The 14,046-nt window shown below is 37.8% G+C and carries 12 protein-coding genes; 10 read left to right on the forward strand and 2 right to left on the reverse strand.

What is annotated here, in order from left to right; all coding sequences use genetic code 11:
* Window positions 1-15: 15 nt before the first annotated feature.
* On the reverse strand, window positions 16-141 hold the full coding sequence (locus tag ACZ9EE_RS20200; protein WP_476029927.1) for a hypothetical protein: 126 nt from the start codon (window positions 139-141) through the stop codon (window positions 16-18).
* Window positions 142-507: 366 nt separating this feature from the next.
* On the opposite strand from ACZ9EE_RS20200, the gene ACZ9EE_RS20205 reads away from it, so the two are divergent.
* The 4 genes from ACZ9EE_RS20205 (at window position 508) to ACZ9EE_RS20220 (ending at window position 5,348) form a co-directional block, all read left to right on the forward strand.
* Window positions 508-1,368 (forward strand): AraC family transcriptional regulator, encoded by an 861-nt coding sequence (locus ACZ9EE_RS20205; protein WP_476029929.1) that lies wholly within the window; start codon window positions 508-510, stop codon window positions 1,366-1,368.
* A gap of 279 nt (window positions 1,369-1,647) precedes the next feature.
* Window positions 1,648-2,577 carry a sugar phosphate isomerase/epimerase family protein gene (locus ACZ9EE_RS20210; protein ID WP_476029931.1) on the forward strand — a complete coding sequence of 310 codons (930 nt, stop codon included), beginning with the start codon at window positions 1,648-1,650 and terminating at the stop codon, window positions 2,575-2,577.
* Window positions 2,578-2,605: 28 nt separating this feature from the next.
* Window positions 2,606-3,772, forward strand: a complete 1,167-nt coding sequence (locus ACZ9EE_RS20215) for a Gfo/Idh/MocA family protein (protein ID WP_476029933.1) — start codon at window positions 2,606-2,608, stop codon at window positions 3,770-3,772.
* Between the two features lie 154 nt (window positions 3,773-3,926).
* Complete coding sequence (locus tag ACZ9EE_RS20220) at window positions 3,927-5,348, forward strand: sugar porter family MFS transporter (RefSeq protein WP_476029936.1); 1,422 nt, start codon at window positions 3,927-3,929, stop codon at window positions 5,346-5,348.
* Between the two features lie 86 nt (window positions 5,349-5,434).
* Here the strand turns inward: ACZ9EE_RS20220 and ACZ9EE_RS20225 are convergent, their stop codons facing one another.
* Window positions 5,435-6,298, reverse strand: coding sequence for a sugar phosphate isomerase/epimerase family protein (locus ACZ9EE_RS20225; RefSeq protein ID WP_476029938.1), 864 nt, complete (start codon window positions 6,296-6,298; stop codon window positions 5,435-5,437).
* 282 nt (window positions 6,299-6,580) lie between these two features.
* Here ACZ9EE_RS20225 and ACZ9EE_RS20230 point away from each other — a divergent pair, with 282 nt between their 5' ends.
* The 6 genes from ACZ9EE_RS20230 to trxB all read left to right on the forward strand — a co-directional run bounded on the left by ACZ9EE_RS20230 (window position 6,581) and on the right by trxB (window position 13,916).
* Window positions 6,581-7,447 (forward strand): helix-turn-helix domain-containing protein, encoded by an 867-nt coding sequence (locus ACZ9EE_RS20230; protein ID WP_476029940.1) that lies wholly within the window; start codon window positions 6,581-6,583, stop codon window positions 7,445-7,447.
* Window positions 7,448-7,633: 186 nt separating this feature from the next.
* Window positions 7,634-8,548 carry a myo-inosose-2 dehydratase gene (gene iolE / locus ACZ9EE_RS20235; RefSeq protein ID WP_476029942.1) on the forward strand — a complete coding sequence of 305 codons (915 nt, stop codon included), beginning with the start codon at window positions 7,634-7,636 and terminating at the stop codon, window positions 8,546-8,548.
* Between the two features lie 28 nt (window positions 8,549-8,576).
* Window positions 8,577-10,004, forward strand: coding sequence for a sugar porter family MFS transporter (locus tag ACZ9EE_RS20240; protein WP_476029944.1), 1,428 nt, complete (start codon window positions 8,577-8,579; stop codon window positions 10,002-10,004).
* 87 nt (window positions 10,005-10,091) lie between these two features.
* Window positions 10,092-11,126: a bifunctional inositol 2-dehydrogenase/D-chiro-inositol 1-dehydrogenase gene (gene iolG / locus ACZ9EE_RS20245; protein WP_476029946.1), complete on the forward strand. Its 1,035-nt coding sequence runs from the start codon at window positions 10,092-10,094 to the stop codon at window positions 11,124-11,126.
* Window positions 11,127-11,380: 254 nt separating this feature from the next.
* Window positions 11,381-12,874: a tetratricopeptide repeat protein gene (locus tag ACZ9EE_RS20250; protein ID WP_476029948.1), complete on the forward strand. Its 1,494-nt coding sequence runs from the start codon at window positions 11,381-11,383 to the stop codon at window positions 12,872-12,874.
* A 91-nt stretch (window positions 12,875-12,965) separates the two neighbouring features.
* Window positions 12,966-13,916, forward strand: a complete 951-nt coding sequence (trxB, locus tag ACZ9EE_RS20255; protein WP_476029950.1) for a thioredoxin-disulfide reductase — start codon at window positions 12,966-12,968, stop codon at window positions 13,914-13,916.
* Window positions 13,917-14,046 lie beyond the last annotated feature (130 nt).

Here is a 14,046-nt window from a genome sequence, read left to right on the forward strand (position 1 = left end):
GATGGTAATACATCTCTACTTTTTTTCGCTTAAAGCACACATACTTTCATAAAAAATGATTCGTGCTTCTCCATATTGATCCATTGAATTTTTAAAAGATTGCATTGTATGTTTAATGAATTCAATTATTCTTTTCATCATGATTTCCCCCTGGAAAATAGTTTAGTTTAATTTAATATTGTACCTCGTGAGTCACTTTAGCAATCGTGATGAAAACGAAAACATGTAGTAAAAAAACGCTAACATTCATAATGAAAGCGACTAAATATGGATTATTCTCAATATTTATCTTTTTTTTATATGTTCAACAAGGGCTTAGGTGAAAGATCGGGTTAAGTATGAAAAGCCTCAGGAAGGCCGTGTAATTTTTGAAGAAGAGTAGAGTGATAAAATAAGTTGTGATTTGTGGTATTCATCGTTTAAAGTCTAGTTAGTAGGTAATTAAAAATTTGGGTTAACAGTCTCATTTATAAAGAAAGCTACAGCAATGTTTTAGGAGGAATCATAATGACTCAGTATTTTGTTAAAAAAGACTTTAATCCAACATTCGAAAATGGTTCAATTCCCAAATTGCTCTATATTTGTAATGTTGATCCTACTCACACAAGCTTACCTAGAACCATGCATATGCACAATGAGCTATTGGAAATCATTTTTATAAAAGAGGGAAATGGCAGTCATTTGATTGGTGAACGGCAATATAAAACCCTTAAAGGTGATATTTTAATATATAATGAAGGCGTTCTTCACGATGAATATGGGAATCCGGAGACAAATATGAGCGTTTTTTGTTTAGGTATTACAAATGTGAAACTCGCTGGGTTACCAAAAAATCATTTAGTTTCAAAGGAAGCTTCCTACGTTTTGCGTAGTGGAGAAGGCGCTTCTAATATTGAAGCATTGTTAGAAATGATGTATTCACAAATTTCCGAGGGAAAAACTGGAGCAGAGGAAATATGCAGTTATCTGCTTCGTGCTATTATTGCTCATATTTTACAAATCCCTCAGGAAAACCACGTATTATCAAAATCCGAAGAATCATTATTATCAAACAATATTAAAGCCTATATTGATGAACATTATCTGGAGGAAATTTCATTGAATTCTCTTTCGGAAATACTTCATATAAGTCCCTATTATTTGGCACATGTTTTCAAGGAAACGACTGGTTTTTCTCCGATTCAATATATTATTCGACGTCGAATTGGGGAAGCACAGTCATTACTTATTAACACAAACGAAAGTGTTACAAATATTGCTGGTATAGTTGGCTACGATAATACCAGCTACTTTACGACCCTCTTTTCTAAAACAGTCGGCATGTCTCCCAAAAAATACCGACAGCTATGGATTAAAAGTGAAAAATAGAAAGTTTACTATAAAAAGCAATAGTGACTATTGCTTTTTATTTTTCCCCCTCATTTCTCCTCCAATGTCCCATATTATCAACTATATAACAGGATTCTACATTTCTCGGGAAATTTGAAGAATTACTCGTTGAAAAAATCATTCAAAATCTCTCAAAAATACAAAAAACAAGATAGTGAAACTTTTTATTATTTATGTAGAATAAACCGCTTAAATTAAACAAGATAGTGAAAGCGGTTAACATAGGTTGGATTTATAATTAATTTATAAGTTTTGGAGGTGTTTCAATTGAGTATAAAAATTTCAGGAGCGCCTTGCTGCTGGGGTGTGGATGACCCAAAAAACCCTTATCTGCTGCCGTGGGAGAGAGTTTTAAAGGAGGCATCGCAGGCTGGTTATAAGGGTATTGAGTTAGGACCATATGGTTATATTCCTATGGAAATTGATAGAGTACAAGCAGAGCTCGCCATAAATGACTTGACAATCATCGCTGGGACCATTTTTGATGATTTGGTTTCAGAATGTAATTTGGGAAATTTGTTACAGCAGGTTGACGATATTTGTTCTTTGATAACGAAACTGCCTCCTTCACCAAAAGAAGAAGGACAAAAATTTCCCACTCCTTATTTAGTTATCATTGATTGGGGTCATGATGAGAGGGATTACAATGCCGGCCATCCTGATCGGGCACCAAGATTACCTGCAGAGGATTGGAATAGAATGATGGAGCATATTCGTGCTCTTTCAGAGCGGGCCAGCAAGTTTGGTGTGCGGGCAGTAATCCATCCGCACGCAGGCGGCTATATTGAATTTGAAGATGAAATAAAGCAGCTTTTAGAAGATATTCCTTATGAATTAGCAGGACTTTGCTTGGATACAGGGCATCTCTATTATTCAAAAATGGATCCGGTTCAATGGCTTAAAGACAACAAGGACCGGCTCGATTATATCCATTTTAAGGATATTGATCTAGATGTTTACGATCAAGTTATCGGAGATCATATTCGATTCTTTGACGCCTGCGCCAAAGGAGTTATGTGCCCTATCGGACAGGGAATCATCGATTACAATTCCATTCATTCTTTGTTAAAAGAGATCAATTACCATGGCTATATCACGATTGAACAGGAACGGGACCCTAGAAACGCTGATACCAGTTTACGCGATGTAAAACAAAGTGTTGATTATTTAATGAGTGTTGGATATTAATAGATTTTGAAAAAAGGAGAATGAAATCATGATTAATGGTGAAAAAAACGTTGAGCAGCCAATCCGCTGGGCAATGGTAGGTGGTGGACGCGGAAGTCAAATTGGCTATATACACCGTTCAGCTGCGTTACGTGATCATAATTTTGAATTGGTTGCGGGTGCCTTTGATATTAATCCGGAACGCGGGAAAGACTTTGGAATGAATTTACATGTTGATCCAGAACGTTGTTATCCTGACTACAAAACAATGTTTGAAGAAGAAGCAAAGCGTGAAGATGGGATTCAAGCGGTTTCTGTTGCTACTCCAAACGGAACACATCATGAAATCACGAAAGCAGCTCTAAATGCCGGTCTTCACGTCGTGTGTGAGAAACCTCTATGTTTTACCACTGAAGAAGCACTTGAATTACAAGAAATTGCGACAGCAAAAAATCTTGTTGTTGGCGTTACATATGGATATGCTGGACACCAGATGATTGATCAAGCACGGAGAATGATTGAAAATGGAGATTTGGGAGAAATCAGAATCGTAAAAATGCAGTTTGCACATGGTTTCCATTCTGCTGCAGTAGAAGAAAATAGTGAAAGCACGAAATGGCGTGTTGATCCAAAAGTTGCAGGTCCAAGTTATGTTTTGGGTGATGTAGGAACACATCCATTGTACATATCCGAGGTTATGCTGCCAAACTTAAAAATTAAAAAATTAATGTGTTCCCGCCAGAGTTTTGTTAAGAGCCGTGCTCCACTTGAGGACAATGCATTTACCATTATGGAATATGATAACGGTGTTGTTGGTTATGTTTGGTCTTCCTGTGTAAATGCAGGTTCAATGCATGGGCAAACGATTCGAGTGATAGGTTCGAAAGCTAGCATTGAATGGTGGGATGAACATCCTAATCAATTAAGATATGAAGTCCAAGGTCAACCGACACAGATTTTAGATCGTGGTATGGATTATCTCTATCCACAAGCACTTACAGATGATCGTATCGGTGGAGGACATCCAGAAGGACTATTTGAAGCATGGTCAAATCTATATACTCGTTTTGCCAAGGCGATGGTTGCAGCAGATCGCGGAGAAGCGTTTGATGCATCTTGGTATCCAGGAATCGAGGCAGGGGTAGAAGGTGTTCGTTGGGTTGAGAACTGTGTACGCTCTGCAGATAATGGTGCTGTATGGATTGAATACCAATAAACATAAGGTTTCATTACAATCAAGGCCTTTGATGATCTAAAAGGCCTTATTGTATAAAACTATATGAAAACGCTTTAATAATTCTGTCAGTTTTAAAGAATGAGAGGCTTAAGGGGAAAGATAAGTAAAAAATAAAACCTTGGGAGGAAAATGCATGGGTAATCAAGTAGGAAATTTTAAACGTAATTTACGAACGATTATGATTTCTGCAACATTTGGGGGACTTCTTTTTGGATATGACACGGGAGTTGTTAATGGCGCTTTACCTTTTATGGCAAAACGTGACCAGCTTAATCTTACACCAACTACAGAAGGGCTTGTGACCAGTTCGCTTCTTGCAGGTGCAGCAATTGGTGCTTTACTAGGAGGGAAGCTGCAGGACCGCTATGGCCGACGTAAAATGATCCTTAATCTTTCATTATTATTCTTGATCGCAACACTTGGAACTACATTTGCTCCCGATGTTTCAGTAATGGTTACCTTTAGATTCTTGCTTGGACTTGCTGTTGGAGGAGCATCATCAATGGTACCGTCCTTTCTGGCAGAGATGGCACCTGCCGAGAATAGAGGACGAATGGTGGCCCAGAATGAAATAATGATAACCGGCGGACAATTATTAGCTTATGTTTTTAACGCTATTCTTGGTGTAACAATGGGGGATACAGGACATGTTTGGCGTTACATGCTCTTTATTTGTGCAATTCCAGCCTTTATGTTATTTATAGGTATGCTCAAGGTTCCTGAGAGCCCAAGGTGGCTTGCCTCAAAAGGGAAAAAGGATGAGGCGCTAAGCGTCCTTAAACAAATCCGTGACGAGAAACGAGCTATTGCAGAATTTAAGGAAATTGAAGACTCCGTAAAAAGAGACGCAGATCTCGAAAAGGCAACGATTAAAGACTTTTCTACACCATGGTTACGCCGTATTTTGTTGATTAGTATTGGAATTTCCGTCGTGAATCAAATTACTGGTGTTAATTCCATTATGTATTATGGTACGCAAATTCTAGAACAGGCTGGTTTTGGTACGAAGACTGCATTAATTGCAAACATTGCAAATGGACTTATTTCCGTTCTTGCTGTAATATTCGGTATTTGGATGATTGGCAAGGTGAACCGCCGTCCAATGTTGATAATTGGTTTGTCTGGCACAACCACCTCACTTTTATTGATTGCAATATTTTCAATGGTACTTAAAGGTTCTCCTGTACTGCCGTATCTTGTACTTTCTTTGACTGTCTTATTCCTAGCTTTTATGCAAGGTTGTATTGGACCGGTAACATGGTTAGTTGCTGCGGAAATATTCCCACAAAGATTAAGAGGCCTTGGTAATGGTATTAGTGTTTTTTTCCTATGGGCTGTCAACTTTGTTATTGGTTTTACATTCCCTATTCTTTTAAGCACAATCGGTTTATCCGCTACATTCTTTGCTTTCGTTGTGATTGGCTTATTGGGAATTGCTTTTGTCTACAAATTTATGCCAGAAACAAATGGACTTACGCTTGAAGAGTTGGAGGAGCAGTTTCGTTTAAAGTATGATAAAGGTAATATGAAAAAATCTTTTAGTAAGGCCCAGTAAGAAAAACTTTAGAACTAAAAATGTATTAAAATATTAAAAAAAGGCATAAAGGACTTTTTCTACAAAAGATCCTTTATGCCTTTCGATTAATTATAAATAGCGTAATTATTATAGTACTTTTCCAATACTTCCAAGGTCGTTTCTTTTGCTTCTTTGATGACTTCTTCAGGGTCCATTTGATAATATTCTGGTCTGAATAACTCAACGGAAGCGACAAAATCATAATTCAATTCTTTTAATCTTTTTAAATGTGCTTCTAAATCAATCACACCGTGTCCAGGCCATACTCTATCACTATCACGCATTTGGCCAATCGGATAACCCTCAACATCATTGATATGGAAGATAAACAATTTATCTGCTGTCTCATCTGTTACATCTTCTAATCTTGACCCCATCCCAGTGAATTGGAAAGTATCATACACGAGACCCACATTATCTCGATCAACTGCTTTTACAATACTGTATGCTTGGGCGAATGTATTAACTGTATTCTCCTGAATTCCGATAAACTCAATCGCAATCTTTACTCCGTATGGTTCTGCTAAATCAGATAGATGGGTTAAAACTCGAATACAACTTGCATTTACTTCTTCCGTCAATGTTTTTCCTTTTTCTGTCACATCAATATTAGAAGGTACCACGCAAATATATGGACAATCTATTTTTTTACAAATCTCCAAGTATTCCTTGAATTCCTCAATAATCTTCTCTTCATCTTCTTTGGTACGATTATTAAAAAAGCATAAAGCATTCAAAGAAAGTGGTTTAAGATGATGGGTATCAAAATAGGCTTTTAAATCATCCAATGTATATTCTTTAAGATAATCTTTTAACTGATCAATTGAACGAATTTCGATAAAATCGTAACCGTGTTTTTCACAATACTCTAAATTCTGTTGAAGAGAAGCACTTTCGAATGTTGTTCCTTCATTAAATGATAATTTCATTGGTAAACCTCCATTTTTCAACTTATGTATGCGATTTCAGTTTAATAGAAATTTTCTTTATTTACTCTATATAATCTTGCTCTAAAATTGTGTTTTGGTGCTATTTTATAATTTGTTTGATAACTTTTGGTAATGAAATAGGTCGTTCATATGATGTTCAGAGAATATTCACCGTGCTATTCTATAAAATATTTGAATAGTTCCAAATAATAGACCATTACCTTTTGAGTCAGTATAAAAATATACTATATATAGTCTTACAATTAGTGAGAGGTGAGAAAAATGAATTTCTATATTCCAAAAGTAGAACCGGGCATCAAGTCAAAAAAGGGATTATATTTTTATGAACCTTCCGCTTTAACGAAAGAATTATATCATTATGTCCTATGGGGCGGTGAATATGTAGTAGATGTTCCCTATAGCATTAAGCGTGATTATATGAATTCCTTTATCATTTTTTATATAAAAAAAGGATCGATGCATTTCCACTATCTTGACCAATCATTTACAGCCTCGAAAGATGATATTGTTCTTTTAGATTGTAAAGAAAAAAATAACTACTCTGCATTGGAAGAAACAACCTTCCAATTTTTTCACTTTACAGGTAGTAACACGCAAGCTATGTATAATGAGTTATACAAAAGAAAGGGGTGTCTGTTTAGACTGCCACCTGAAAAAAATAATATTCCGAATATCCTGTCTATTATTGAGTCGAACCAGGAAATAGACTTTAAATTATCCTTAGAAATTTATGAACTGCTGGGTAATTTAGTAGAAAGTACCCGTAATACGTTTGAAAACAGAGATGCAAACGTTGCAAAAGCAGTACCAACCGAAATTCAAGCGGTACTGACATATATAAGTGAGAATTACTCATCTAAAATTTCCGTCGACCAGCTGAGTGAAATATCCAATTTAAGTACCTATCATTTTTGTCGTACGTTTAAAAAGTATATTGGAACCAGTCCTCACCAATATGTACTAAATTACCGATTGATCCAAGCTAAGAATCAATTGGTGGGAACCAATCTTTCAATCGAACAAATAAGCATGGATTGTGGATTTAATAGTATTGGTCATTTTATTAAGGTGTTCTCCCAATCTACTGGAGGCATCACTCCTGGAAAGTTTAGAAAACAATGTTTTTAATTACATATATCTAAAAGATATCCAACTACGTGGGTATCTTTTTGTTAATTTTTGATAAATTAATTAATTTTTAGCAAGAAATGATAATTTCATAGCAATTTTTTATAATACATTGAATCTCGATTACTTATAAAATAGGGACAACCGGTTAAACAGTCCTACTTTTAAAAGGAAGAAGGTTAAACGATGGAAAATAAAAAAATTGCATGGGGGATTGCTCCGATTGGTTGGCGAAATGATGACATTCCAGAAATTGGGGCTGAGAATACCTTATCACACTTACTAAGTGATATTGTAGTAGCAGGCTTTGAGGGAACAGAAGTTGGCGGCTTTTTTCCAGAACCTAACGTATTGAACAAAGAGCTTCAACTTCGTAACCTAAAAATTGCCGGACAATGGTTTAGCAGTTTTATTATTCGTGACGGTGTGGAAGAAGCCTCGAAAGCTTTCCATAAACATTGCGAGTATTTGAAAGCGGTTAACGCGGCTGTTGCTGTCGTATCTGAACAAACCTATAGTATTCAAGGTACTGATAAAAATGTTTTCAATGAAAAGCCATACTTCACAGATAAAGAATGGGATCAGTTAGGCCAAGGACTAAACGAATTAGGAAAAATTGCTGAAGAATATGATTTGAAGCTAGTTTTTCACCACCATATGGGGACGGGCGTACAAACATTATCCGAGATTGATCGTCTTATGGAAAAAACCGATCCTAATCACGTTCATTTGCTGTATGATACCGGACATATTTACGTATCCGATGCTGATTATCTGACTCTATTAAATAAACATATCAATCGTATCCATCATGTTCATTTTAAAGATGTGCGTCAAACAGTAAAAGAGCGATGTGAACAAGAAGGAAAGTCTTTCTTACAATCCTTTTTGGCAGGAATGTTTACCGTTCCTGGTGACGGCTGCATTGATTTTACAGAGGTATACAAGACACTTCTGGAAATGAATTATTCAGGCTGGATTGTCATTGAAGCAGAACAAGACCCCTCAGTTGCACATCCGTTGGAGTATGCCTTGAAAGCCCGTAACTATATTAATGAAGAATTACTGCCATTGGAAAATGGTTCATTAATTAAAGCTTAATAAAAAACGAACCCTGGGGAGGGAGAATATGAGTAATCAGGCGATTAAAAAACCACGTGATTACCAAAAAGCTTTAAAAAAGATTACGGTTATATCTACATTTGGGGGACTTCTTTTTGGATATGACACAGGTGTTATTAACGGGGCATTGCCTTTTATGGCAAAACCTGATCAGCTAAACTTGACACCAGCGACGGAAGGTCTCGTTACAAGTTCATTACTTTTTGGAGCTGCGTTTGGATCCGTATTTGGCGGGCGTTTATCCGACCGTTTTGGCCGCCGCAAAATGATTTTAAATCTCGCGTTACTATTCTTTATTGCCGCAATTGGATGTACACTTTCACCGTCTGCCGGTGTTATGATCGTCTTCCGATTCTTGCTGGGATTAGCCGTTGGGGCTGCATCCGTCATGGTGCCATCCTTTTTAGCGGAAATGTCCCCAGTCGAGAAGCGGGGCAGGATGGTTACCCAGAACGAATTAATGATTGTTTCCGGTCAGCTGTTAGCTTTTGTATTTAATGCCATCCTAGGCAGTACGATTGGTGAGGGAGTTTCACATGTTTGGCGTTATATGCTAGTGATTGCGTCACTTCCGGCTGTTGTTTTATGGTTTGGAATGTTAGCGGTTCCAGAGAGCCCGCGATGGCTAGCATCCAAAGGGAAATGGGGAGATGCACTAAGGGTCCTTAAAGAAATACGGGAAGCAAACGTCGCGGATTCTGAACTTAAAGAGATGAAAGAAAATATTGCTCATGAATCAGAAATTCAACATGCGACATTTAGGGATTTAAACGTTCCATGGGTCCGCAGAATTGTTGGAATTGGAATCGGGATTGCCATTGTACAGCAAATTACAGGTGTTAACTCGATTATGTATTATGGTACTCAAATTCTTGAAAAATCAGGTTTTTCAACCAATGCGGCACTTTTGGGGAATATTGCAAATGGAGCGATCTCAGTTATTGCCACTTTCGTTGGGATCTGGTTATTAGGGAAAATTGGCCGTCGTCCTATGTTAATCGCTGGATTGACAGGTACAACAGCTGCTCTTACTTTAATTGGGGTGTTCTCATTCGTACTTAAAGGGTCACCAGCACTTCCGATGGTCGTACTTAGCTTGACTGTTACCTTCCTTGCATTCCAGCAGGGAGCTATTTCTCCGGTAACCTGGTTAATGTTATCAGAAATCTTCCCATTAAAATTACGTGGTATTGGAATGGGTGTAACAGTATTCTGCTTATGGATCACAAACTTCCTTGTTGGGCTGTTTTTCCCAATCCTACTAAGTGCAGTAGGCTTATCGATCACATTCTTCATTTTCGCTGTGTGTGGTATTGGTGCGATTATTTTTGTGAATAAGATCTTACCAGAGACAAGAGGGAAATCACTTGAGCAGTTAGAAAGCGATTTCCGGAGCCATGGGCAAAAAAGTCATAAACAAGCTTCTAATCAATAATGTTATAAAACTATCATTTAACTTAAAAATGAAAGCGTTGCCTAGGTATATCCATTAAATATGTAAACATAAAAGGAGAGTATCAACATGACTTTAAGATTTGGTGTAGTAGGAACAGGAGCAATTGGAAGAGAGCATATTGATCGAATTACCAATAAATTATCAGGAGGAAAAATTGTAGCGGTAACAGATGTTAATCAAGAGTCTGCTAAGCAAACGGTTGAAATCTATCAATTAGATGCGGTTGTTTATCCAGACGATAAAGCACTTATTGCTGACGAGAATGTGGATGTAGTACTTGTCACAAGCTGGGGTCCTGCCCATGAAGCAACTGTTGTGGCTGCAGTGGAAGCTGGTAAGTATGTATTTTGTGAAAAACCTTTAGCAACTTCGGCTGATGGCTGTATGCGAATTGTCAAAGCAGAAATGAAGCAGGGCAAAAAATTAGTTCAGGTTGGATTCATGCGCCGTTATGATAGCGGATATGTTCAATTAAAACAAGTGATTGACAACAATCAAATTGGTACGCCATTAATGATTCGTGCTGCACACCGTAATCCAATCGTTGGTGAAAACTATACAACGGATATGGCTGTAACTGATACATTAATTCACGAAATTGATGCACTTCACTGGTTAGTTAATGATGACTATAAATCCGTTCAAGTTGTTTTTCCAATGAAGACCAAATATTCACATGACAAACTACAAGATCCACAATTATTTACGATTGAAACGAACAGTGGCATTGTCATGAGTGTAGAAGTTTTTGTGAATTGTAAATATGGCTATGACATTCAATGTGAAGTGATTGGTGAAGAGGGAATTGTAAAACTACCTGAATTCTCCAGTGTTGTGATGAGAAAAGATGAAAAATTAAGCACAAGCATTTTAAATGATTGGAAATACCGCTTTATGGATGCTTACAATGTTGAAATCCAAGACTTTATTGATTCCATTACAAAAAAAGGCGAGCCAGAAGGACCAACTGCATGGGATGGATATATTGCAGCAGTAACATCTGATGCATGTGTAAAAGCTCAACAAACTGGAGAAAAGGAAGCAATTACACTTCAAGAAAGACCAGCATTTTATAATGAAAAAGAACTTCAAACGGTGTAATCCTTTAGAGGATATTACAGCTAAATAGTTTCTAAAAAGGAAATGGAGTATCCATTTCCTTTTATTTGATTTGGTTGCATTAATCTTGAATGTTGATTTCCACTCCAGGTGGCAACCGGTTCGCGGGTGCATGAATTGTAAACTTGTATGGCGTAAGCAGTCGAATTCAATCCAAAGTTAAATCCAACACCCCTTCTCGCTCCCCCCTTAATATGCTATAATACACAAGTTATGTTGAAAATTTGGAGGACTTCATGGTGAAAGAAGCGAAGGCAAGAATTCAAAAGGGAAAAATACTATCATTTGTTCCAACAGGTGAATATTATTTCAAGAAGGGTGTCAAGGCATACCATCGACGAGATTTTATCAAAGCCAAAAAATATCTTGGGCGGGCAATTCAGCTTGAGCCGGGTGAACCAATGATTACATGCCAGCTGGCGATTGTTTCGACAGAACTTGGTGAATTCGAACATTCCAACCGACTCTTGCACGAAATCCTTGAAGAGCTTGATCCAGAAATGGCAGAATGCCACTACTTTTTAGCAAATAATTATGCCCATATGGGATTTTTTAAAGATGCCTACCATCATAGCAAACTATATTTACAGCTTGATCCAGACGGTGATTTTTCCGACGACACCGAAGAACTATTAGAAGTTCTTACCTTGGAAGCGGAAGAATTTGAGGATGAGCTATATGAAGAGGATGACTTAATCATCAAACAAGAGCAGGCCCGAGAATTGCTGGAATCCGGCTATTTTCCTAAGGCAATTGAGCTTTTAAAGGATGTCGTCAAGGAATACCCGGAATATTGGTCTGCTTATAATAATTTAGCATTAGCTTATTTTTATTTAGGAAAAGTGGAAAAAGCGGAAGCAATCCTTGAGGATGTGCTTGAGCGCAATACGGGCAATCTTCATGCCCTTTGCAACAAGCTTGTGTTTGCCCATTATCAAGGAAAGACAGAGAAAGTGACTGAAATGCTTCTGGTTTTGAAGAAAATTCAGCCTCTTTTAAGTGAGCATCAATATAAACTGGGCGCGACCTTTGCGTTAGTGGGCGAATACGAACTTGCCTATCAGTGGTTAAAAAAATTATATAAGCACGGTTTTGACGGGGATGGACCATTTTATTACTGGCTTGCTTATTCCGCTTTTTATACAGGCTTTGAAAACTTTGCGAAGAGTATTTGGAAAAAGGTACTTGAGCTAAATCCTGACAAAGAAGGCTCAGAACCATGGAAGCTCGAAACCTCATCCGTTAATGGTTTTGAAAACATGGCAGAATCCATTTTTCAAAAGCTTGAAAGCGACTATGTGGAAGAGCGTTTATTTGCCCTCTTCTTAACGACTGTTTCGAGTAAAAAAGAAGAGATCATCAGCTCCAAACGGCTTTTTCAAAACCAAAAGTTGACGATGCTGGAAAAAGATTATCTCTCGATGATCCGATTAGGAAAACCATCTATGATAAATGATGCCCAAGAAGTAGCAGAACTATTTTATGAAAACCATCAGCCTATTGGCACGATTGAGTCGGGGTTATACCTCCTATGGTTTTCAGTGTTTGCTGAAGTTTCTAAAGACGGTATTCCGTTAAAAAATAAACGTGCCTGGGCTGGGGCAGTCGAGTACTTATGGCATAAACTAAGAAGCGAGAAAGTTTCCCAGCAGGAAGTGGCCGAACGCTATGGCTTATCTACCGCGACCATCGGCAAATATGTAAAAATGGTTAACAACTATCTCAATTAAGCATATTCGTGGACTATAATTCAATTGTTTTATACGATTAAGTGGGAATACTAATACTTAATCGTATTTTTTTATATAGGAGTTGAAGGAAATGACTGAAGAAAAAATTTATGATGTCATTATTGCCGGCGCTGGCCCTGCAGGGATGACGGCTGCTGTTTATACCTCTCGCGCCAACTTATCTACACTAATGATTGAACGCGGTATACCGGGCGGGCAAATGGCCAATACCGAGGATGTAGAAAACTATCCTGGTTTTGAGAGCATTTTAGGTCCTGATTTATCATCTAAGATGTTTGAGCATGCCAAAAAGTTTGGTGCCGAGTATGCTTATGGTGATATTAAAGGAATTGAAGACCATGGTGATTACAAAATTGTGAACGCAGGTTCAAAACAATATAAAGCCTACTCTGTCATCATCACGACAGGGGCTGAGTATAAAAAAGTCGGAGTACCCGGTGAAAAAGAATTAGGCGGACGCGGTGTGTCTTATTGTGCGGTTTGTGACGGGGCCTTCTTTAAAGGCAAAGAGTTATATGTGATTGGCGGCGGTGACTCTGCCGTCGAGGAAGGCGTTTATTTAACGCGTTTTGCCTCAAAAGTAACAATCGTTCATAGACGCGACCAGCTGCGTGCCCAAAAGATTCTTCAGGACCGCGCTTTCGCAAATGAGAAGGTTGATTTCATCTGGAACCACACGATTAAAGCAATTAATGATAAAGATGGAAAAGTCGGCAGTGTAACACTTGTTTCGATGCAAAATGGCGAAGAGCAAGAATTACCGGCAGATGGTGTTTTCATTTATATTGGAATGGTTCCACTGTCAAAACCATTTGCGGACCTTGGAATTACCAACGAAAATGGCTATATTGAGACCAATGACCGCATGGAAACAAAAGTCCCTGGTATTTTCGCAGCCGGAGATATCCGTGAAAAAATGCTTCGTCAAATTGTGACCGCTACAGGTGACGGTAGTATTGCGGCACAAAGTGCTCAACACTTTGTCGAAGAGCTTAAAGAAGAAATGAAATTAAAAAAGTAATATATAAATTAAAAGCGTAACCTTTTTATAACTCTCCTGTAACAGTAGTGAAATAAAAATGGTGTATGATAAGGGAAATTGACCCCCTTTAAAATATATACCTTTCTGCACAGGCCCAGCAGCTTGTGCT

This window comes from Bacillus sp. URHA0034 (genome assembly GCF_056280405.1).